This is a genomic window from Aeromonas sp. YN13HZO-058, from assembly GCF_001921245.1.
GTDB lineage: Bacteria > Pseudomonadota > Gammaproteobacteria > Enterobacterales > Aeromonadaceae > Aeromonas > Aeromonas allosaccharophila.
Window position 1 is genome coordinate 10,136 of the sequence record NZ_MQSY01000015.1, and the last position, 20,343, is coordinate 30,478.

The 20,343-nt window shown below is 58.0% G+C and carries 22 protein-coding genes; 16 read left to right on the forward strand and 6 right to left on the reverse strand.

The features are described 5' to 3' along the window. The coding region (locus BSP75_RS22120) for a PT domain-containing protein (RefSeq protein ID WP_362858449.1) at positions 1–161 on the reverse strand (161 nt) is incomplete at its 3' end. 30 nt (positions 162–191) lie between these two features. Beyond that, positions 192–2,861, reverse strand: a complete 2,670-nt coding sequence (gene adhE / locus BSP75_RS02165; protein ID WP_075112056.1) for a bifunctional acetaldehyde-CoA/alcohol dehydrogenase — start codon at positions 2,859–2,861, stop codon at positions 192–194. 840 nt (positions 2,862–3,701) lie between these two features. Here adhE and BSP75_RS02170 point away from each other — a divergent pair. From BSP75_RS02170 to BSP75_RS22070, 11 genes are all read left to right on the forward strand, one after another. Continuing rightward, a complete protein-coding gene (locus BSP75_RS02170) occupies positions 3,702–4,337 on the forward strand; it encodes a YchE family NAAT transporter (RefSeq protein WP_005337678.1) in 636 nt (211 codons plus the stop codon). 279 nt (positions 4,338–4,616) lie between these two features. Beyond that, on the forward strand, positions 4,617–6,236 hold the full coding sequence (locus BSP75_RS02175; protein WP_075112057.1) for an ABC transporter substrate-binding protein: 1,620 nt from the start codon (positions 4,617–4,619) through the stop codon (positions 6,234–6,236). A gap of 98 nt (positions 6,237–6,334) precedes the next feature. Continuing rightward, positions 6,335–7,255, forward strand: coding sequence for an oligopeptide ABC transporter permease OppB (oppB, locus tag BSP75_RS02180; RefSeq protein WP_042057779.1), 921 nt, complete (start codon positions 6,335–6,337; stop codon positions 7,253–7,255). A 14-nt stretch (positions 7,256–7,269) separates the two neighbouring features. Continuing rightward, a complete protein-coding gene (gene oppC / locus BSP75_RS02185) occupies positions 7,270–8,181 on the forward strand; it encodes an oligopeptide ABC transporter permease OppC (RefSeq protein ID WP_005337670.1) in 912 nt (303 codons plus the stop codon). Positions 8,182–8,235: 54 nt separating this feature from the next. Continuing rightward, the gene (locus BSP75_RS02190; RefSeq protein WP_075112058.1) at positions 8,236–9,216 is read left to right on the forward strand and encodes an ABC transporter ATP-binding protein; all 981 of its coding nucleotides are present in this window, start codon (positions 8,236–8,238) and stop codon (positions 9,214–9,216) included. Then, positions 9,217–10,212 carry a murein tripeptide/oligopeptide ABC transporter ATP binding protein OppF gene (gene oppF / locus BSP75_RS02195; RefSeq protein WP_042057772.1) on the forward strand — a complete coding sequence of 332 codons (996 nt, stop codon included), beginning with the start codon at positions 9,217–9,219 and terminating at the stop codon, positions 10,210–10,212. 302 nt (positions 10,213–10,514) lie between these two features. Continuing rightward, the gene (locus BSP75_RS02200) at positions 10,515–11,459 is read left to right on the forward strand and encodes a TerC family protein (protein ID WP_033137996.1); all 945 of its coding nucleotides are present in this window, start codon (positions 10,515–10,517) and stop codon (positions 11,457–11,459) included. After that, complete coding sequence (locus BSP75_RS22055) at positions 11,456–11,590, forward strand: hypothetical protein (RefSeq protein ID WP_290439296.1); 135 nt, start codon at positions 11,456–11,458, stop codon at positions 11,588–11,590. The genes BSP75_RS02200 and BSP75_RS22055 overlap by 4 nt, the downstream gene beginning before the upstream one ends. Next, positions 11,587–11,721, forward strand: a complete 135-nt coding sequence (locus BSP75_RS22060) for a hypothetical protein (protein WP_290439296.1) — start codon at positions 11,587–11,589, stop codon at positions 11,719–11,721. Before BSP75_RS22055 ends, BSP75_RS22060 begins: the two co-directional genes overlap by 4 nt. Continuing rightward, complete coding sequence (locus BSP75_RS22065; protein ID WP_290439296.1) at positions 11,718–11,852, forward strand: hypothetical protein; 135 nt, start codon at positions 11,718–11,720, stop codon at positions 11,850–11,852. The genes BSP75_RS22060 and BSP75_RS22065 overlap by 4 nt, the downstream gene beginning before the upstream one ends. Further along, complete coding sequence (locus BSP75_RS22070; RefSeq protein ID WP_290439297.1) at positions 11,849–11,983, forward strand: hypothetical protein; 135 nt, start codon at positions 11,849–11,851, stop codon at positions 11,981–11,983. The genes BSP75_RS22065 and BSP75_RS22070 overlap by 4 nt, the downstream gene beginning before the upstream one ends. Before the next feature lie 65 nt (positions 11,984–12,048). Here the strand turns inward: BSP75_RS22070 and alr are convergent, their stop codons facing one another. Further along, a complete protein-coding gene (alr, locus tag BSP75_RS02205) occupies positions 12,049–13,275 on the reverse strand; it encodes an alanine racemase (protein WP_075112059.1) in 1,227 nt (408 codons plus the stop codon). Between the two features lie 173 nt (positions 13,276–13,448). On the opposite strand from alr, the gene BSP75_RS02210 reads away from it, so the two are divergent. Further along, on the forward strand, positions 13,449–13,898 hold the full coding sequence (locus BSP75_RS02210) for an isoprenylcysteine carboxylmethyltransferase family protein (protein WP_075112060.1): 450 nt from the start codon (positions 13,449–13,451) through the stop codon (positions 13,896–13,898). A gap of 96 nt (positions 13,899–13,994) precedes the next feature. Here the strand turns inward: BSP75_RS02210 and tapW are convergent, their stop codons facing one another. Next, positions 13,995–15,134 carry a type IVa pilus ATPase TapW gene (gene tapW, locus BSP75_RS02215; RefSeq protein WP_042057762.1) on the reverse strand — a complete coding sequence of 380 codons (1,140 nt, stop codon included), beginning with the start codon at positions 15,132–15,134 and terminating at the stop codon, positions 13,995–13,997. Between the two features lie 58 nt (positions 15,135–15,192). Further along, on the reverse strand, positions 15,193–15,549 hold the full coding sequence (locus tag BSP75_RS02220) for a DMT family protein (protein ID WP_075112061.1): 357 nt from the start codon (positions 15,547–15,549) through the stop codon (positions 15,193–15,195). Between the two features lie 113 nt (positions 15,550–15,662). On the opposite strand from BSP75_RS02220, the gene BSP75_RS02225 reads away from it, so the two are divergent. From BSP75_RS02225 to BSP75_RS02235, 3 genes are all read left to right on the forward strand, one after another. Next, complete coding sequence (locus BSP75_RS02225; protein WP_075112062.1) at positions 15,663–16,394, forward strand: transporter substrate-binding domain-containing protein; 732 nt, start codon at positions 15,663–15,665, stop codon at positions 16,392–16,394. A 99-nt stretch (positions 16,395–16,493) separates the two neighbouring features. Then, positions 16,494–17,501 (forward strand): vitamin B12 ABC transporter permease BtuC, encoded by a 1,008-nt coding sequence (gene btuC / locus BSP75_RS02230; protein ID WP_075112063.1) that lies wholly within the window; start codon positions 16,494–16,496, stop codon positions 17,499–17,501. A 65-nt stretch (positions 17,502–17,566) separates the two neighbouring features. Then, positions 17,567–18,364 carry an ATP-binding cassette domain-containing protein gene (locus BSP75_RS02235; RefSeq protein WP_075112064.1) on the forward strand — a complete coding sequence of 266 codons (798 nt, stop codon included), beginning with the start codon at positions 17,567–17,569 and terminating at the stop codon, positions 18,362–18,364. A 157-nt stretch (positions 18,365–18,521) separates the two neighbouring features. Here BSP75_RS02235 and BSP75_RS02240 read toward each other — a convergent pair whose 3' ends face one another. Further along, positions 18,522–19,589: a 3-deoxy-7-phosphoheptulonate synthase gene (locus BSP75_RS02240; RefSeq protein ID WP_075112065.1), complete on the reverse strand. Its 1,068-nt coding sequence runs from the start codon at positions 19,587–19,589 to the stop codon at positions 18,522–18,524. Positions 19,590–19,733: 144 nt separating this feature from the next. On the opposite strand from BSP75_RS02240, the gene BSP75_RS02245 reads away from it, so the two are divergent. After that, positions 19,734–20,114 carry a diacylglycerol kinase gene (locus tag BSP75_RS02245; RefSeq protein ID WP_075112066.1) on the forward strand — a complete coding sequence of 127 codons (381 nt, stop codon included), beginning with the start codon at positions 19,734–19,736 and terminating at the stop codon, positions 20,112–20,114. Positions 20,115–20,343: the final 229 nt, after the last annotated feature.

Consider the following 20,343-nt stretch of genomic DNA (forward strand, 5'->3'; position numbering starts at 1 on the left):
GGTTGGTTGGTTGGTTGGTTGGTTGGTTGGTTGGTTGGTTGGTTGGTTGGTTGGTTGGTTGGTTGGTTGGTTGGTTGGTTGGTTGGTTGATGGGGAGAGTACCGCAATCGGTAGGGGAGAGGAGGGCGGTGATAAGTGGCAGATAAAAAAAGCCCGCGCAATGCGCGGGCTTGTAATCTCAGGGCTGGTTATCAGGCCTTGGATTTCTTCTTGCCTTCAACCTTGGCTTCAACCGGGGCGGCAGCAGGAGCAGCAACGCCTTCGGTGAACGGACGGCCGTAGTAGGTGTCCATCAGGATGGCTTTCAGCTCGCTGATCAGCGGGTAGCGCGGGTTGGCGCCGGTGCACTGGTCATCAAAGGCTTCGATGGCCAGCTGGTCAACCTTGGCCAGGAAGTCAGCTTCAGACACGCCAGCTTCACGGATGGAGGCCGGGATGCCCAGAGTGGCTTTCAGGTCATCCAGCCATACCAGCAGCTTCTCGATCTTGGCAGCGGTGCGGTCACCGGCAGCGCTCAGACCCAGATGGTCAGCCACTTCGGCATAACGACGGCGAGCTTGCGGACGGTCGTACTGGGAGAACGCAGTCTGCTTGGTCGGGTTGTCGTTGGCGTTGTAGCGGATCACGTTGCTGATCAGCAGGGCGTTGGCCAGACCGTGCGGAATGTGGAATTCAGCACCCAGTTTGTGAGCCATGGAGTGGCACACACCCAGGAAGGCGTTGGCAAACGCGATACCGGCGATGGTAGCGGCGTTGTGTACTTTCTCGCGAGCAACCGGGTCGTTGGCACCGTTCAGGTAGCTGGACGGCAGGTACTCTTTCAGCAGTTTCAGCGCTTGCAGCGCCTGACCGTCGGAGTACTCGTTAGCCAGTACGGAGACGTAGGCTTCCATGGCGTGAGTCACGGCATCGATACCACCGAAGGCACACAGGGATTTCGGCATGCCCATAACCAGGTTGGCATCAACGATGGCCATGTTCGGGGTCAGCTCGTAGTCAGCCAGCGGGTACTTCATGCCAGTGGCGTCGTCGGTCACGACCGCAAACGGAGTCACTTCAGAACCGGTACCGGAAGTGGTGGTGATACAGACCAGTTCGGCCTTCACGCCCATTTTCGGGAACTTGTAGATACGCTTGCGGATGTCCATGAAGCGCATGGCCAGATCTTCGAACGCAGTCTCCGGGTGCTCGTACATGACCCACATGATCTTGGCCGCATCCATCGGTGAACCACCACCCAGCGCAACGATAACGTCAGGCTTGAAGGAGTTCGCCATCTCGGCACCTTTGCGTACCACAGACAGAGTCGGGTCAGCTTCTACTTCGTAGAACACTTCCACTTCCATCTTCAGGCCCTTGAGCAGACGAACCACTTCGTCGGCGTAGCCGTTGTTGAACAGGAAGCGGTCGGTCACGACCAGCGCGCGTTTTTTACCTTCCAGGTCGCCCAGAGCGATCGGCAGGGAACCACGACGGAAGTAGATGGATTTCGGAAGTTTGTGCCACAGCATATTTTCTGCCCGTTTTGCGACTGTCTTCTTGTTGATCAGGTGCTTGGGACCCACGTTTTCGGAGATGGAGTTACCACCCCAGGAACCGCAACCCAGCGTCAAGGACGGAGCAATGGCAAAGTTGTACAGGTCACCGATACCACCCTGAGTGGTCGGGGTGTTGATCAGGATACGGGCGGTTTTCATCTTGTCGCCGAAGTACTTGATGCGGTCGGCGTTGCGATCCTGGTCGGTATACAGACCGGAAGTGTGGCCGATACCACCCAGGTTGACCATTTTGCAGGCCATTTCGACGGCTTCTTCGAAGTTCTTGGCACGGAACATACCCAGAGTCGGGGAGAGCTTCTCGTGAGCGAACTCTTCCTCTTCACACACTTCCAGACCTTCACCGATGAGGATCTTGGTGGTAGCAGGTACGGTCACGCCGGACATTTCGGCGATCTTGGTAGCAGGCTGGCCCACGATGTTGGCGTTCATGGCACCGTTGATCAGGATGACCTTACGGACCTTGTCAGCTTCTTCTTTGGTCAGCACATAACCGTTGTGAGTCGCGAAACGCTCTTTCACCTGGTCATAGATGGAGTCAACCACGATAACGGCTTGCTCGGAGGCACAGACTACGCCGTTGTCGAAGGTTTTGGACATCAGGATGGAGGCGACAGCACGCTTCACATCGGCAGTTTCGTCGATAACAACAGGTACGTTACCGGCACCTACACCGATAGCCGGCTTACCGGAGGAGTAAGCAGCTTTCACCATGCCCGGGCCACCGGTGGCCAGGATCAGGTTGATGTCGTTGTGCTTCATCAGGGCGTTGGACAGTTCAACAGTCGGTTGATCGATCCAGCCGATGATGTCTTTCGGTGCACCGGCGGCAATGGCTGCATCCAGTACCAGCTTGGCAGCGGTATTGGTGGAGTTCTTGGCACGGGGGTGCGGGGAGAAGATGATGGCGTTGCGGGTCTTCAGGGAGATCAGGGATTTGAAGATCGCAGTGGAAGTCGGGTTGGTGGTCGGTACGATACCGCAGATGATACCTACCGGCTCGGCGATGGTGATGGTACCCATCTCGTCATCTTCACTGAGGATGCCGCAGGTCTTCTCTTCTTTGTACTTGTTGTAGATGTATTCGGAGGCGAAGTGGTTCTTGATAACCTTGTCTTCGATGATACCCATACCGGACTCTTCCACGGCCATTTGGGCCAAGGGGATACGGGCATTGCTGGCGGCCAGGGCGGCGGCACGGAAGATCTTGTCTACCTGCTCTTGTGAGAAGCTGGCGAATTCACGCTGGGCTTCTTTAACGCGGGCGACCAGTGCATCCAGTTCAGCCATATTGGTTACTGCCATGTTTATCTCCTGATTATTTGAAAACTGTTTAGTAAGACGTTGGCAATGCCCGGCAATTATAGTCGCCCTGTCAAGACGGTATCGTTGCAACAGCTTTTTCACATGCCTTACTAAATCGCTTTCTGAGTCGATTATAGAGCGGGGCTGACTCAGAAAAACTTGATCTGGATCATGTGTAACAAAAGAACAAAAGAAATTTTATTTCACAATCCTTGTTTGACTGATGTTACAGGAGTGTGCTGACAAGGGGAAGGCGAGTGACTTGTTAATACAGGGTAATAAACCACATTTATCAAATGGTTAATTGCACTTTGAGATCAGGGTGAAGAGCTGTTTTTGCGGTATTGGTTAGCAAATATGAGTGAATCGGTTTCAAAACCACCGACAAACGCGCTTTATTCCAGCATTTGTTGCGAAAATGATTGTTGTTTTAATCCATGACTAATCTGCTTTATTGCCCGAGGGGGCCATTTCTGCCCGCTTTACCCATTTTGGCATTGCGGCTCTCCGGCCGAGTCATGTCAGTGGTGCCGGGCCGGAAAGATGGAGAACGTCGCAGGTGGAGTCTCTCGGGTCGCTTTTCCATTCGGTCAGTCACCGTCAGCGCTGCCGAGCCTGATTACACAGACTTGCGTTCACGCTTGTGACGCGGGTCGGGCGGTGGCAGGGGCTTTTGGCATTTGTTTATGCCAGTTAGCGCGGATGCATTAGATGAACTAACTAAAAACCCCCAAAAATGGTGAGATTATTTGATTGGTGCCCGCTCTGGCTATGATGTAAATTTACGCACGAAATTAATGGACTGGCCCAGTGGGCCCGAAACTCTATTGGAAGGCGCCTATGGCAGCAATTGACGTCTCGCTGTATCTGAAGTTTTTTGTCGGTTTGTTCGCAATTATCAACCCGCTGGGTCTGTTGCCGGTGTTTGTCAGCCTGACCAGCCACCATACCCAGGCCGAGCGGATGAAAACCAATACCACCGCCAATATCGCGGTGATGGTGATCCTGCTGGTCTCCATGTATATGGGGCAGCTGATCCTCGATGGGTTTGGCATCTCGCTGGCGTCGTTCCGCATTGCCGGCGGTTCGCTCATCACCCTGATCGCCTGGTCGATGCTGCAGGGCAAGCTCGGTGAAGTGAAACACAACAAGCAGGAGAAGGGTGAACTGGCGGTGCGCGAGTCTATCGCCGTGGTGCCGCTGGCGCTGCCGCTGATGGCGGGCCCCGGTGCCATCTCCTCGGTCATCGTCTATGCCAGCCAGAGTCACTGGCAGCAACTGCTCGGCATGTCAGTCGTTGTCGTTGTTTTCTCCTTCTGCTCCTGGCTCATCTTCCGTGCCGCGCCGCTGCTGTTCAAGATCATGGGCAACACCGGCATCAACGTGGTGACCCGTATCATGGGTCTTATCATGATGTCCCTTGGCATCGAGATCATGGTGGCCGGCATCAAGGGGGTTTTCCCCAGCTTGATGTGAGCCAGGTCTGTTTTATGAAAGCCGGTCCTCGTGACCGGCTTTTTATTGGTTGCTTTTTGCCCGCGCTTTTCTAGAATCGGTCGTTTGTGTAAAAAATGAGCGTAGCGCTGGTGTTTTAATACTGAGAAAGCGCGCTGGTGCTGGTTTTTTGACCAGAAAATGCCGATTACCCTGACAATATCTGTTGCATTATCGGAATTGGCAGGGAATTATGCTGGGAGCGGGTTTTAACCCCGTCACTTTAAAAAACGCATGGAATGTTCTTGTTGGAGTAGGGAAATGACTCATAAAAAAACAATGATTAACACATTGCTGATGGCTGCACTGTTTGGTGGCGTCAATGTGGCTCAGGCTGCCGATGTCCCGGCGGGAACCAAGCTGGCTGAAGTCCAGCAACTGGTAAAAGGCAACGGCTCGGAGCCTGCGACCCTTGACCCGCACAAGACCGAAGGAACGGTCGAATCCAATATCCTGCGCGACCTGTTCGAGGGTCTCGTTGCTTCCGGCCCGAAAGGGGAAATTCTCCCGGCGGTGGCCGAATCCTGGGAAACCAAGGATAACAAGCACTACGTCTTCCACCTGCGCAAAGATGCCAAGTGGTCCAACGGTGACCCGGTCACCGCGCACGACTTCGAATTTGCCTTCAAACGCGCCGTCGATCCGAAAACCGCCTCTCCTTACTCCTGGTATCTGGAGATCCCGACCATTGCCAACGCATCCGAGATCATCGCCGGCAAGAAGCCTGCGGATACTCTGGGCGTGAAGGCGACCGACGACTACACCTTCGAAGTGCAGCTTGAGAAAGCGATCCCTTACTTCGTCAGCATGCTCTCCCACACCACCACCTACCCGGTGCCGAAGAAGGTGATCGAGAAGTTCGGTGACAAATGGACCCAGCCGGAGAATATGGTATCCAACGGTGCCTATGCCCTGAAGAGCTGGGTGGTGAACGAGCGCGTCGAAGTGGAACGCAACAAGCACTACTGGAACGATGGCAAGACCGTCATCAACAAGGTGGTCTATCTGCCGATCCAGTCTACCAACGCCGATCTGAGCCGCTATCTGGCGGGCGAAGTGGACATCACCTATCAGATGCCCATCGAGCGCTTCAAGCAGATGAAGAAAGAGAAGCCGGACGAGCTGAAAGTGACCGGTTATGTCGGCACTTACTACTACCAGTACAACGTCAAGAAGAAGCCGTTTGACGATGTGCGTGTCCGTACCGCGCTCTCCTATGCCATCGATCGTAACGTGATCGCCGACAAGGTGATGGGTCAGGGTCAGACGCCGGGTTACACCCTGGTGCCGGACTTCGTCGATGGCTTCAAGCCGGTCGCCCCCGAGTGGTCGAAGATGACCCAGGCCGAGCGTGATGCTAAGGCCAAGGCGCTGCTGGAAGAGGCCGGTTTCGATGCCAGCAAGCCGCTGAAGTTCGAGCTGCTCTACAACACCGACGACAACCACAAGAAAGTGGCTGTGGCCGTTGCCTCCATGTGGAAGAAGCTGGGCGTGCAGGTCAGCCTGGTCAACCAGGAGTGGAAAACTTACCTGGAAACCAAGAAACAGGGCCAGTTTGACGTAGGTCGTGCCGGCTGGATCGCCGACTACAACGAAGCCTCGTCCATGCTGGATCTGATGCAGACCACCCACGGCAACAACGACGGCAAGTACTCCAATCCAGAGTTCGACAAGCTGATGGATTCGTCCCGTGATCAGGTCGATGTGGCGGCCCGCAACAAGCTCTACGTCCAGGCTGAAGAGATCCTGGCCAAGGACATGCCGATTGCGCCCATCTACCAGTACGTGACTGCCCGTATGGTCAAACCCTATGTAGGCGGCTACCCGGCCAACCCGCTGGATAACCTCTACAGCAAAGATATGTACATCATTGCTCACTGATTTAAAGCAACAAGTCGCATAACAAGCAGGGCCCGCCAGACGGCGGGCCTTTATTACAACCGCGACCATTTGGAAGCAGTTCAGGACAGGTAATGTCTATGTTGAAATTCATTTTTAAACGGCTATTGGAAGCGATCCCGACTCTGCTGGTCTTGATCACCGTCTCTTTCTTTATGATGCGTTTCGCCCCGGGTAACCCCTTTACCAGCGAGCGCTCACTGCCCCCCGAAGTCATCGCCAATATCGAGGCCAAATACGGGCTCGACAAGCCGATTGGCATGCAATATCTCACCTACCTGGGCAACCTGGTGCAGGGTGATTTGGGCCCCTCTTTCAAATACAAGGATTTCACCGTCAATGATCTGGTGAGTCAGGCGCTGCCTGTGTCTGCCAAGATCGGGACCGCGGCCTTCTTCTTCGCCGTGCTGCTGGGGGTCACCTTCGGCACCATAGCGGCCCTGAAACAGAACACCATCATCGACTATCTGCTGATGTCGTCGGCCATGGCCGGGGTGGTGATACCGGGCTTTGTGCTGGCGCCCTTGCTGGTGCTGTTTTTCAGTATTCATCTGGGCTGGTTCCCTGCCGGTGGCTGGCAGGGTGGTGGTGTGCAGTTTATGGTGCTGCCGGTGTTCGGCATGATGATGTACTACATCTCCGCCATTTCGCGGATCATGCGGGGCAGCATGATCGAGACCATGAACTCCAACTTCATCCGTACCGCCCGTGCCAAGGGCTTGCCGCTACGCCACATCATCCTGAAACACGCGCTGCGTCCGGCCATGCTGCCGGTGGTCTCCTATCTGGGCCCGGCCTTTGTCGGCATCATCACAGGTTCCGTGGTGATCGAGACCATCTTCGGCCTGCCGGGGATCGGTCAGCTGTTCGTCAACGGTGCCCTTAACCGTGATTACTCCATGGTGCTCGGTCTGACCATTCTGGTCGGCGCCCTCACTATCACCTTTAACGCTGTGGTCGATATTCTCTACGCCTTTATCGATCCCAAGATCCGTTACTAATTCGGGAGTTCATCATGGTTGTTTCAACTGAAAAACGCGATGCCGTCGAGGCGTTCGCGCAAAAGGTAGAGGTGGTGGAGGGGCGCTCCCTGTGGAAGGATGCCCGTCGCCGTTTCCTGCGCAACAAGGCGGCACTGACCAGCCTGATCATTCTGACCATCATCGGTCTGGCGGTCATCTTTGGCCCCCATTTGTCCCAATACACCTTTGACGATCCGGACTGGGGCGCCATGCAGTCGCCGCCGGATATGGAAGCGGGCCACTACTTCGGTACCGACAGTCTGGGGCGCGATCTGTTCGTGCGCACCCTGCTGGGCGGGCGCATCTCCCTGATGGTCGGCATCATGGGCGCCATGGTGGCGGTCATCATCGGTACTCTGTATGGCGCGGCCTCCGGCTTTATCGGCGGGCGGGTCGACAGCCTGATGATGCGGGTACTGGAGATCCTCAACGCCTTCCCCTTTATGTTCTTCGTCATCATGCTGGTCACCTTTTTCGGCCGCAATTTGGCGCTCATCTTTATCGCCATCGGGGCGGTGAGCTGGCTCGACATGGCGCGTATTGTCCGCGGTCAGACCCTGAGCCTCAAGAGCAAGGAGTTTATCGAGGCGGCCCACGTCTGTGGCGTCTCCAAGTGGAAGATCATCACCCGTCACATCGTACCGAACGTACTCGGTATCGTGGCTGTCTACGCCACCTTGCTGGTGCCGGGGATGATCATGTTTGAATCCTTCCTGAGTTTCCTGGGCCTTGGTGTTCAGGAACCGATGACCAGCTGGGGCGCCCTGCTGGATGAAGGCTCCAAGTCGATGGAAGTGGCCATCTGGCAACTGCTGTTCCCCGCCTGCTTTATGGTGGTGACCCTGTTTTGCTTCAACTTCCTCGGGGATGGTCTGCGTGACGCCCTCGATCCGAAAGATCGTTAATCGAGCATCGGATCGACAGGAAAGCATCACGAAAGATCGATAAGGAGTTTTTATATGAAGTTACTGGATGTGAAAGATCTGCGGGTCGAGTTCAAGACCCCGGACGGCAATGTGGTGGCGGTCAACGACCTCAACTTCTCCCTCGCCGCGGGCGAGACCCTGGGGATCGTGGGTGAGTCTGGCTCCGGCAAGTCCCAGACTGCCTTTGCCATCATGGGCCTGCTGGCCAAGAACGGTGTCATTACCGGTTCGGCAAAATTTCAGGGCGAAGAGATCCTCAACCTGCCGGAGTCCAAGCTCAACAAGATCCGCGCCGAGAAGATCGCCATGATCTTCCAGGACCCCATGACCTCGCTGAACCCCTACATGAAGGTGAAGGATCAGCTGATGGAAGTGCTGATGCTGCACAAAGGGGTAAGCAAGGCGGAAGCGTTTGAAGAGTCGGTGCGGATGCTCGATGCGGTGAAAATTCCCGAAGCGCGCAAGCGGATGGGGATGTATCCCCACGAGTTCTCCGGTGGCATGCGTCAGCGGGTGATGATCGCCATGGCACTGCTCTGCCGGCCGCAACTGCTGATCGCCGATGAGCCGACCACGGCGCTCGACGTGACCGTACAGGCCCAGATCATGACCCTGATGAACGAGCTCAAGCGCGAGTTCAACACCGCCATCATCATGATCACCCACGACCTTGGTGTGGTCGCCGGTATCTGCAACAAGGTGCTGGTGATGTATGCCGGTCGTACCATGGAGTACGGCAAGGTAGACGATATCTTCTATCGCCCGAGCCACCCCTACACCGAAGGCCTGCTGCGCGCCATTCCTCGTCTCGATACCGAAGGGGAAGTGCTGCCCACCATCCCGGGCAATCCGCCCAACCTGCTGCGTCTGCCGACCGGCTGCCCCTTCCAGGAGCGTTGCCACCGGGTCAGCGAGATTTGCGGCCAGCAGTCACCGATCCTGACCCCGTTCAACGACGGTCGGGAACGTGCTTGCCACTGGGTTTCGGATGCCATCAACAAGGGGGCCAACTAAATGGGTGCCGACAAAAAATTGCTGTTGGAAGTGTCTGACCTCAAGGTCCACTTCAGTATCAAGAGTGGCAAGGCGTGGCCCTGGGCCAAACCGTCTGATCTGAAAGCAGTCGATGGCGTGACCATGCGTCTCTACGAAGGGGAGACCCTGGGGGTCGTAGGCGAGTCCGGCTGCGGCAAGTCGACCTTTGCCCGCGCCATCATCGGTCTGGTACCGGCCACCGATGGCAAGGTGGTGTGGCTCGGCGATGACCTCACCAAGCTCGACCAGAATGCCCTGCGCGAGAAGCGCAAAGAGATCCAGATGATCTTTCAGGACCCGCTGGCCTCGTTGAACCCGCGCATGACCATCGGCGACATCATCGCCGAGCCGCTCATCACCTTCTACCCGAAGCTGCCACGGGAAGAGGTGAAGGAGAAGGTGCGCGCCATGATGAGCAAGGTCGGGCTGCTGCCCAACCTGGTCAACCGCTACCCGCACGAGTTCTCCGGCGGCCAGTGCCAGCGGATCGGGATTGCCCGGGCGCTGATCCTCGAGCCCAAGATGATCATATGTGACGAGCCGGTCTCGGCGCTCGATGTATCCATTCAGGCGCAGGTGGTCAACCTGCTCAAGTCGCTGCAAAAGGAGATGGGGTTGTCGCTCATCTTCATCGCCCACGATCTGTCGGTGGTCAAACACATCTCCGATCGGGTGCTGGTGATGTATCTGGGCAACGCCGTCGAGCTGGGAACCCGCAAGGAGATCTTCGCCAATCCGTTGCACCCCTACACCAAGGCGCTGATGTCAGCGGTGCCGATCCCGGATCCGGAGCTGGAGCGCAACAAGGTGATCCAGATCCTGGAGGGGGACTTGCCCTCACCGATGAATCCGCCGTCCGGTTGCGTGTTCCGTACTCGCTGCCCGGTGGCTGGCCCCGAGTGCGCCAAGACCCGGCCCGTGCTGGAGGGGAACTTCGATCACGCGGTATCTTGCCTCAAGGTCGATCCGCTCTGATGGGGATGTGTCGAACCTGTTTACGGGGCTCCTTGATGGAGCCCCGATTAATTTTGGCAACAGATGAAGATGCCTCTTGGCGTTATCTTTTTCCGCTGTTAATATCCGCCGCACAAGGGGAGTAACTTCTCGCCGGTTTGTCGTCATTACGGTGCATCCATATCCTGCAGTGCACCCGGCAGCCGGGCAGTTGATGAAAATCAGCTGTAAGTGAGACCTTGCCGAGAGGCAAGGTGTATCTGCTCCAAACGCAAACCCACGCCTCTCGGTCGTGGGTTTTGTCGTTTTTGGGAGAAGTGAAAATGGGTGAATGGTGGATGTGGACCGGTTTCTTCAGCATAGTGCTGGTCCTGTTATGGATAGACATACGCTTTGTCGGTGGCGGCAAGTCACACAAGGTGTCTCTCAAAGAGGCGGGTGTCTGGTCCCTCATCTGGATCAGTGTGGCCCTGCTCTTCAACCTCGCGATCTGGCTCTGGCTGGATCACAGCGCAGGCCGTGAAATCGCCAACCAGAAAGGACTGGAGTTCCTCACCGGCTACCTCATCGAGAAAGCGCTGGCGGTGGACAACGTCTTCGTCTGGCTGATGCTGTTTGGCTACTTTGCCATTCCGGCCGAGCTGCAGCGTCGGGTGCTGCTGTACGGGGTACTGGGTGCCATCGTGATGCGTGCCGGCATGGTGTTCGCGGGCAGCTGGCTCATCGAGCAGTTCCACTGGATCCTCTATCTGTTCGGCGCCTTCTTGCTGTTGACCGGTGCCAAGATGCTGTGGGCGGCCGACAAGGAGCCAGACTTGGCCAACAACCCGCTGCTGGGCTGGATGCGCCGTCGTTTCAAGGTGACCGAGACCCTGGAAGGGGAGAACTTCTTCGTCTGGCGTGACGGTGTGCGTTATGCCACCCCGCTGCTGCTCATTTTGGTGCTGGTGGAGGTGAGCGATCTTATCTTCGCGGTGGACAGTATCCCGGCCATCTTCGCGGTGACCACGGATCCCTTCATCGTGCTGACCTCCAACATCTTCGCCATCATGGGTCTGCGCGCGATGTACTTCCTGCTGGCCGGTGTGGCTGATCGCTTCGCCCTGCTGAAGTACGGTCTGGCGCTGATCCTGATGTTTATCGGGGTCAAGATGCTGCTGCTGGATATCTTCAAAATCCCGACCGGCATTGCACTGGGCGTAGTTGCGTTGATCCTGCTGGCATCCATGGGGCTGAGTCTGTTTGTGACCCGTAAAAAGGCGGCGTGAAGCAGCCTCAATCATCTCGGTGGGATCTGTTCAAGATCCCCCTGAGTGACATCGCACTGGGCGTAGTTGCGCTGATCCTGCTGGCATCCATGGGGCTGAGTCTGTTTGTGACCCGTAAAAAGGCGGCGTGAAGCAGCCTCAATCATCTCGGTGGGATCTGTTCAAGATCCCCCTGAGTGACATCGCACTGGGCGTAGTTGCGCTGATCCTGCTGGCATCCATGGGGCTGAGTCTGTTTGTGACCCGTAAAAAGGCGGCGTGAAGCAGCCTCAATCATCTCGGTGGGATCTGTTCAAGATCCCCCTGAGTGACATCGCACTGGGCGTAGTTGCGCTGATCCTGCTGGCATCCATGGGGCTGAGTCTGTTTGTGACCCGTAAAAAGGCGGCGTGAAGCAGCCTCAATCATCTCGGTGGGGTCTGTTCAAGATCCCCCTGAGTGACATTGCACTGGGTGTAGTTGCGCTGATCCTGCTGGCATCCATGGGGCTGAGCCTGTTTGTGACCCGTAAAAAGACCGCTTGAGTGCGGCAGACAATGAAGCAATAACAACAAGGGCTCCAGCGGGAGCCCTTTTTTCATATCGCGTATCAGCGTTTGATCTTTTTGGGGTTGGTGTAGCCCCAGATGGTGTACATGTCCGCCAACAGGGCGCCGTTGTACTCTTCCAGATCAGCCTGTTTCACTTCGGCCTCACCCTGACGGCCAAACAGCACCACCTCATCACCGGGTTTCACCCCTTTGAGATCAGTGACGTCCACCATGATGGTGTTCATGGAGGTCTTGCCGACCACCGGTACCTTCTGACCCTGGATCAGCACATAGGCCTTGTTGCTCAGCGCACGGCGGTAGCCATCGGAGTAGCCCAGCGGCAGGTTGGCGAGCCAGGAGTCGCGCTTGAGGGTGAAGGTGCGGTCATAGCCGACGGTGTTGCCGGCCGGGTAGTGGTTGACCGAGGCGACCTGGGTCTTGAATGCCATCACCCGCTTGTATTCGGTGTAGGAGGGGATGGAGTCGCCGTAGAGCAGGCCACCCGGGCGCACCATGTCGAAGTAGGCATCCGGCACTTCCAGGGTAGCGAAGGAGTTGGCGGCGTGGATGGTGATCTTGCTGCGATCCAGCTTGCCCGCTTCCAGCAGCCACTGGGAGTCCAGTTTGAACTGGGCCAGCCCCATCTTGACGTCCTCTTTCTCCTCCACCGGGAAGTGGGTCATGATGCCGACCGGGGTGATCCCTTTGAGCTTGAGCATGGCCAGCGCATCCTGCTTGGCATCGGCTAGACGCAGGTCGATGCCGTTGCGGCTCATGCCAGCAGAGTTGAGACCTATGTGTACCGGAATATTGGTGTGGTGGCGCTGGGCGATGTCAGCGATCCCCTGGGCACTCACCAGACTGCCGATGAGCTCTTCCATCTTGTAGGGCAGCGCCTGCTCGACCTCATCCGGCGTGGCGGCACGCACCCGCATCAGACGGCCGGTAAAGCCCTTCTCGCGGGCGACGCGGGCCTCTTCGTTGCTGGCGATGCCGATACAGGGGATATTGGCCTTGACCACGGAGGGGACCAGCAGGTCGATGCCATGACCATAGGCGTCGGCCTTCATGATGGCGCAGATCTGCGGACCCTTGTCACCGAGGCGATCCTTGAGGGTCTGGATATTGTGTTCGAAGGCGCCCAGATCCACTTCCAACCAGGCGTTGCTGGCGGTTTGCTCCTGACCGTTGCGATGATCCGTCGCAAGGGGCAGATAGGGAGCCGCAACGGCTTGGCCCGCGAGCAGGCCGAAGATCAGGGTGGCCAATAGCGTTTTCTTGTGCATGGTGATTCCTTTTTGTTGTTCGCGTTGGATAGTTTGGATGAGAGCGTCAACATTGGCTGTGGTATAACGACAACTTGTTGTTATTATTATGATCTTTGTCACTCTCAACAGGCGCTGACTGGTTGGGAGTCTACCGCAACACGGGGTCGGCTGACACTTGTCAGGGGAAGAAAATGGTCAATCTTGAGTTACGTTTGCCACCACCGCTGATCTTCCTGCTCTGTGCGGGAGCCATGTGGTGGCTAAGAGGGGAGAGCCAGCCCGGTATCTGGGCAATGGTGCTGATGGCTGCGCTGATCGTGGTAGGGGCCATCATGGGCTTTGGCGCCCTGCAACGGTTTCGCCACCATCAGACCACGGTCAGCCCCACCAGGCCTCAGCACACCAGCCGTCTGGTGACCTGTGGCGTCTATCGCTTCAGCCGCAATCCCATGTATCTGGGGCTGCTCTGCTGGCTGGCCGCCTGGGGCTGTTATCTCGGTGGAATCTGGGTCTGGGTTGGGCCAATCGTGTTGGTGGCCTGGTTGACCCGTTTCCAGATCATTCCGGAGGAGCGGCTGCTGCGCGCCCGCTTCGGCAACGAGTATGTGGATTATTGCCAGCGCGTTCGCCGCTGGTGCTGAAGGGCAGTGATCTGTGCGGGGTGAGCGGATAAACCGGATGGGTTGCCGCGGATAAAGAGAACCCCGGGCAGGCCCGGGGTTCTCGCTGGTGGCAGATTAGAACATATCGTCCTTCTCGTCCTTGGTGGGTTCGAGGCTCCAACCGGTGGCATCGCTGCTGCTGGCAATTTGGCCCTTCTCCTTCCACAGCTTGATCTTGAGGCGCAGGTTGTTGGCCGAGTCGGCGTTCTTCACCGCCTCTTCCTCCTCGATCACCCCTTCCACCACCAGATCGAACAGGGCGCTGTCGAAGGTGACCATGCCGAGCGCCTTGGATTTTTCCATCACCTCTTTCAGGCCGCCAAATTCGCCGCGCTTGATCATGTCGCGGATGGTGTGGGTACCCAGCATGATCTCCACCGCGGCCCGGCGGCCGCCATCGGTGGTTTTCACCAGCCGCTGGGAGACAAAGGCCTTGAGGTTGTTGCCCAGATCGTTGAGCAGCTGCGGGCGGCGCTCCTCGGGGAAGAAGTTGATGATGCGGTCCAGCGCCTGGTTGGCGTTGTTGGCGTGCAGGGTGGAGATGGCAAGGTGCCCTGTTTCGGAGAAGGCCAGCGCATGCTCCATGGTCTCGCGGTCGCGGATTTCGCCGATCAGGATCACATCCGGTGCCTGACGCAGGGTGTTTTTCAGCGCAGCGTGGAAGCTGCGGGTATCGACCCCCACCTCCCGTTGGTTGATGATGCTCTTGCGGTGGCGGTGGACGAACTCCACCGGATCTTCGATGGTGATGATGTGGCCGCCGCTGTTGCGGTTGCGATGGTCGATAAGGGCCGCCAGCGAGGTGGATTTGCCCGAGCCGGTCCCGCCGACAAAAAGCACCAGACCCCGTTTCTCCATGATGGTGTCGAGCAGCACGGGCGGAAGTTTCAGGTCTTCAAAGCGGGGAATTTCAGTCTTGATGTTGCGCGCTACCAGAGAGACTTCGTTGCGCTGCTTGAAGATGTTGACCCGAAAGCGGCCGATCTGGGGCAGGGAGATGGCGAGGTTCATCTCCAGCTCCTTGTCAAACTGCAGTTTCTGCTCGCCATCCATGATCTCGGCGGCGATCCGTGCCACCTCTCCCGGCTCCAGCGGCGTTTCATTCAGGGGGCGCAGGCCGCCGTTGAACTTGGCGCAGGGGGGGGCGCCGGTCGACAGATAGAGGTCTGAGCCATCCTGCTTGGCCAGGATCTGTAACATGTCTCGCAATTCCATTTTTTTGCCTCTTCGATCAATGAGATGCCATGAGCGGGATGATATTGAGTGTACAGCGTCAGGCGCCGGTCAGTTTCTCGCGAAAGACAAAAAAGACTGCACCCATAATGCAGAGCCCCGCCCAGAGGTAGTCCCATTTCAGATCTTCTTTGAGATAGAAGATAGAGAAGGGGACGAATACGGTGAGGGTGATCACTTCTTGCAGAATTTTCAGTTGCCCCACACTCATCACCGTATGGCCGATGCGGTTGGCGGGCACCTGCAACAGGTATTCGAACAGGGCGATGCCCCAGCTCACCAGCGCGGCAATGATCCAGGGTTTGTGGTTCATGCTCTTGAGATGAGCGTACCAGGCGAAAGTCATGAAGACGTTGCTGCACAGCAGCAGGCCGATACTGGCGAAAATCGGGTTCATAGGGTTCTCCTTTAAAATCCGGCGCATTTTATCCCTGAACCACGGGTTTTCATACGTGGTGCGGAAGGGTATTTTTAACCAACAAGATCGGGCCGTGCGAGGTATGCGACGGGATGGGCAAGTTAAGTTGGATAGCGTTGTTACTGTTATTTGCCATGCCGGTGCGAGCGACCCCGACGCTGACGGTGGCCACCGATCTGTGGCCGCCGTTTCGTATCCTGCAACCGGATGGCCGGTTTTACGGACTGGACATGGATATTCTGCAACAGCTGGAGAGCCGCAGTGGCATTCGCTTCAAGGTGAAACGGATGCCCTGGGGACGGGCGCTGAAGCAGATGCAGACCGGTCGGGTCGATCTGATGATTGGGCTCGCCTATACCGCCGATCGGGCGCAGTTCATCGACTATCTGCAGCCTGCCTACTACCAGTGTTGGCCCGCATTTTACGGTCAGCCGGTCAATGTAGCCCGGATCCACCAATACAACGATCTGCAGGGGGTGAAGGTGGGCTATGTGCTCAACTCCGCCTACTTTGAGCCCTTCAACTCTGACAGTCGCCTCGACAAGCACGGGGTGCCCACCGAGGAGCAGTTGCTGCGCATGGTGCAGCGCGGTCACCTGCCACTGATGATCGGCACCGACTGCCAGGTGGACTATGCCCTGAGTCAGGGAAATGCCAACCGGGTGAGCAAGGCGGATTACCGCCCCGCCAGTCCGGTGACCCTCTATCTGGGGATGAGCAAGCACTCACCTCACCAGTCACTGCGCCAGCCCTTGTTGGTGGCGCTGCAAAATCTGGTGGCCAGCGGCGAGATAAGCGTGATGGCCAAGCGTTACCAGCCTTGACCTTGGGTGGCAAGCCGCTGTTATCATGCCCTTTTCCTGCTTCTCCCCGGCTCTGCGACAGGGCCTGGGATAAAGCCTAGTTATTGTCGGGGATCATCCTTGTACCTCTCCCTTATCGCCCGGCAGCAGCGCTGGCAGCGGCGCTGGCTGTGTGGCCTGACGCTGCTGACCCTGTTGCTGTTTCTCTTCTCCCTCATCTGGGGCGAGTTTGTGCTGCTGCCCTGGCAGCCCCTTGGCGATCTCGAACAGCGCATCCTGCTGGAGCTGCGGCTGCCGCGCGCCCTGCTGGCCCTCTTGGCTGGCGCGGCGCTGGCCTGTGGCGGCGCCGTGCTGCAGGTGATGCTGCACAATCCGGTGGCAGAGCCCGGGCTACTTGGCGTCTCGAGCGGAGCAGGACTGGCCGCCATGGTGGCGATGGCGGTGGCCAAATCCCTCGGCGTCTATCTGCCCGGCTGGGGGCTGTCGTTGGCGGCCTTCGCTGGCGCCCTGCTGGTGACCATGCTGCTCATTCGGCTGGCTCGCCGCGCACGTCTCGGCCATGCGCGCTTGCTGCTGTTCGGCGTGGCGATCGGCATTCTCACCAATGCCGCCATGACCTGGCTGATGTACTTTGCCGACGACGGCTCCTTGCGTGAATTCATGTTCTGGATGATGGGCAGCCTCTCTTACGGCAGCCAGCAGTTCGGCTGGTGGTGGCTGGTGCTGCCGCTCACTCTGGGCTGGCTCTGCTGGCAGGGCAAGGCGCTGCAACAGTTGCTGCTGGGGGAAACCCAGGCCCGCCTGATGGGGATGGATGTGGACAAGATGCGGGTGCGGCTGGTGCTGGCGGTCTGTCTGCTCACCGGTGTGGCGGTGTCCCTGTGCGGCGTGATCGGTTTTGTCGGGCTGGTGGTGCCCCATCTGCTGCGGCTCTGTGGTGGGAGCGATCAGCGCTTCCTGCTGCCCGCCTCGGCGCTCGGTGGCGGAGCCCTGCTGTTGGCCGCCGATCTGTTAGCCCGCTCGGCACTCAGTGCCGGTGAGTTGCCCATCGGGGTCATCACCGCCTCGGTGGGGGCGCCGCTCTTTATCTACTTGCTATTGAGGCAAACTGCCGATGATGCGGCATGAATATCTGCATGATTTGGTCGGTGCGCGCAGTCTTCTTATTTACCCGTTGTTGAGGCAAGATGCCGATGTCGCCCGCTGATCCCATCTCTGTTGCTGCTCTTGCGGCTGCCCCGCTGCTGGAGGCGCGCGCACTCGCCATTGCCGGGCGACTCTCCCCCCTCGATCTGCGCTGGCATGGCGGCCAGCTGGTGGCGCTACTCGGCCCCAATGGCAGTGGCAAATCAACCCTGCTAGGCGCGTTGGCGGGGATTTTACCCGCCGAAGGCGCCGTGCTGCTGGGGGGGGAAGTGCTCACTGACCTGAGTTGGCCGGAGCTTGCCAAACGGCGTGCCATGCTGCCCCAGCGCCAGCCCCAGCTGTTTCATATTCCGGTGTTTCAGGTGCTGAGCTTGGGGCTCAATGAGGCGGTTGCGCCCGCCAGACAGAACGAGGCGATCGGGGCACTGTGTGAGGCGCTGGAGCTGGAGGCTTTGTTGGCCCGGGATTTCAGTCGCTTGTCGGGGGGCGAGCAGCAGCGAGTGCTGATCGCTCGCACCCTGTTGCAGGTGTGGCCTAGTCTCAACCCGACCGGCAAGGTGCTGCTGCTGGATGAGCCGCTGGCCGGGCTCGATCTTCATCACCAGCTGGCGCTGCTGCGCTTGCTGAAAAAGTTGGCCGTGCAGGGACTGCTGGTGGTGCTTGCCATCCACGATATCAATCTGGCCATCGACTGGGCCGACCGCATCCTCTGTCTGCAAGGGGGGACAGTGGTACGTGAAGGGGGCGTCGAGTTGGTGGATGAGGCGCTACTGGAGCAGGTATTCCAGATCCGCACCGACCGCATCGAAGCCGCTGGCCGGGTCTGGTTTATGCCCAGTTTGTAAGCGGGTTGTAGAGGAAAGAGTGCGCGTGTAGGGTCGATTAGCGAAGAGTAATCGGCCGACAGCAAGAAGAAGGGGCCGGTATCAACAATACCGGCCCCTTTGGTTTTATTCGCAGTTCAAACTTGTTTGCTCTGGCCGAAGGGTGATGACGCAGCCGTTACCGCAGGTTTGCTTTGTTCAACCGCACCTGCGCCGCCTCTGCCAGCATGGCCAGCAGGGTTTCGGTGTCGTTCCACGACAGGCAGGCATCGGTGATGCTCTGGCCAAAGGTGGCGGCGCAGCCGTTCTCCACATCCTGACGCCCTTCCACCAGGAAGCTCTCGGCCATGATACCGGCGATGCCGGTGCGGCCGCGGCGCAGCTGATCGCAGATATCTTGCGCCACCAGCAGCTGACGATGGTGATCCTTCATGCTGTTGCCGTGGCTGAAATCGACCACCAGACGCTCCGGCAGGCCCACATCGGCCAACGCTTCACACGCTTCATCGACACTGGCGGTGTCGTAGTTCGGTCGGTGGCCACCACGCAGGATCACATGACCAAAGGGGTTACCGGCGGTGCGGTAGATGGTCATCTTGCCGTCCTTGTCCGGCGAATAGAAGATGTGGCTGTGGCGGGCGGCGCGCACCGCATCGATGGCGATACGGGTATTGCCGTCGGTGCCGTTCTTGAAGCCGACCGGGCAGGAGAGGGCCGAAGCCATCTCGCGGTGTACCTGGGATTCGGTGGTGCGCGCGCCGATGGCGCCCCAGGTGATGAGGTCGGCAATATACTGGCCGGTCACCATATCGAGAAACTCGGTGGCGGTGGGCATGCCGAGCTCATTGATATCGACCAGCAGCTTGCGCGCCAGTTTCAGCCCTTCGTTGACGTCGAAACTGCCATCGAGGCGTGGATCGTTGATCAGCCCCTTCCAGCCGACGATGGTGCGCGGCTTCTCGAAGTAGGTGCGCATCACGATGCAGAGGCTCTCTTTGTACTGCTCGCGCAGGGCATTGAGACGCAGGGCATACTCGCGAGCAGCAGCGGGATCATGGATAGAGCAGGGGCCGACGATGACCAGCAGGCGCTGATCGTCTCCGGCCAGAATGGCTTCCACTTCGCGACGGGCATCCAGCAGATTCTGGGCAATGGTATCGGTGATCGGAAACGCGTGTGCGAGCTCGCTCGGAGTGATCAGTGACTCCAGGCGACGGGTGCGCAATTCATCTGTGTGAATGGACATACAACTCAAGTCTCGAGTGGGTGGTGTCAGCCGCAAGGGGCGAAAAAGCAAAGAGATAAAATAAAGCAAAAGTCCCCTGATTGAAACCTTGGGGGGCTCTGATAGGATGTGAGGCCAAAATCGATTCCAAATGAGGTAGATAGCGTGGCAAAGCCAGGGGCAACCGGGGTCACCCGCATCATCAACGCAACCGGTTACAGCATCAAGGGGCTCAAGTCAGCCTGGATTAATGAGGCGGCGTTTCGGCAGGAGCTGATGCTGATCCTGTTGCTGATGCCACTGGCCTTCTGGCTGGGGGATTCTCTCAACCAGATCCTGCTGCTTATCGTCATCAGCTGGCTGGTGGTGATCGTCGAGATCCTCAACTCCGCCATCGAAGCCGTGGTTGACAGGGTTGGCTCCGAGCATCACGAGCTCTCCGGCCGCGCCAAGGATCTCGGTTCTGCTGCGGTGTTTATCGCGCTGGCCCTCAATGCGCTGGTTTGGGGCGCGCTGGTAGGCCGCAATCTGTTGGGCTGGTGGTAGATCACATATCTTGCGGGTGCGTTTGCACCCTCTCTCCGGGAGAGGGCAGGGTGAGGGTTGAATCTTCTGCCCCTCATCCCCAACCCTTCTCCCGCGAGGGGAGAAGGGGGCAAAAGCGCCAAGACGCGGACGTGCGTTGAGCATCGCATCATAAAAAAGGCTATGTCCCAATTACGTGTTGCATGGGGTGCCCCAGCGCCTCATGCAAACACGCTTTGATATTCACGCC

What these genes read in the sequence shown, in the direction of transcription:
- adhE (WP_075112056.1), bottom strand. Translation starts at nt 2,861, where the DNA reads ATGGCAGTAACCAATATGGCTGAACTGGATGCACTGGTCGCCCGCGTT.
- BSP75_RS02170 (WP_005337678.1), top strand. Translation starts at nt 3,702, where the DNA reads ATGGCAGCAATTGACGTCTCGCTGTATCTGAAGTTTTTTGTCGGTTTG.
- BSP75_RS02175 (WP_075112057.1), top strand. Translation starts at nt 4,617, where the DNA reads ATGACTCATAAAAAAACAATGATTAACACATTGCTGATGGCTGCACTG.
- oppB (WP_042057779.1), top strand. Translation starts at nt 6,335, where the DNA reads ATGTTGAAATTCATTTTTAAACGGCTATTGGAAGCGATCCCGACTCTG.
- oppC (WP_005337670.1), top strand. Translation starts at nt 7,270, where the DNA reads ATGGTTGTTTCAACTGAAAAACGCGATGCCGTCGAGGCGTTCGCGCAA.
- BSP75_RS02190 (WP_075112058.1), top strand. Translation starts at nt 8,236, where the DNA reads ATGAAGTTACTGGATGTGAAAGATCTGCGGGTCGAGTTCAAGACCCCG.
- oppF (WP_042057772.1), top strand. Translation starts at nt 9,217, where the DNA reads ATGGGTGCCGACAAAAAATTGCTGTTGGAAGTGTCTGACCTCAAGGTC.
- BSP75_RS02200 (WP_033137996.1), top strand. Translation starts at nt 10,515, where the DNA reads ATGGGTGAATGGTGGATGTGGACCGGTTTCTTCAGCATAGTGCTGGTC.
- alr (WP_075112059.1), bottom strand. Translation starts at nt 13,275, where the DNA reads ATGCACAAGAAAACGCTATTGGCCACCCTGATCTTCGGCCTGCTCGCG.
- BSP75_RS02210 (WP_075112060.1), top strand. Translation starts at nt 13,449, where the DNA reads ATGGTCAATCTTGAGTTACGTTTGCCACCACCGCTGATCTTCCTGCTC.
- tapW (WP_042057762.1), bottom strand. Translation starts at nt 15,134, where the DNA reads ATGGAATTGCGAGACATGTTACAGATCCTGGCCAAGCAGGATGGCTCA.
- BSP75_RS02220 (WP_075112061.1), bottom strand. Translation starts at nt 15,549, where the DNA reads ATGAACCCGATTTTCGCCAGTATCGGCCTGCTGCTGTGCAGCAACGTC.
- BSP75_RS02225 (WP_075112062.1), top strand. Translation starts at nt 15,663, where the DNA reads ATGGGCAAGTTAAGTTGGATAGCGTTGTTACTGTTATTTGCCATGCCG.
- BSP75_RS02235 (WP_075112064.1), top strand. Translation starts at nt 17,567, where the DNA reads ATGTCGCCCGCTGATCCCATCTCTGTTGCTGCTCTTGCGGCTGCCCCG.
- BSP75_RS02240 (WP_075112065.1), bottom strand. Translation starts at nt 19,589, where the DNA reads ATGTCCATTCACACAGATGAATTGCGCACCCGTCGCCTGGAGTCACTG.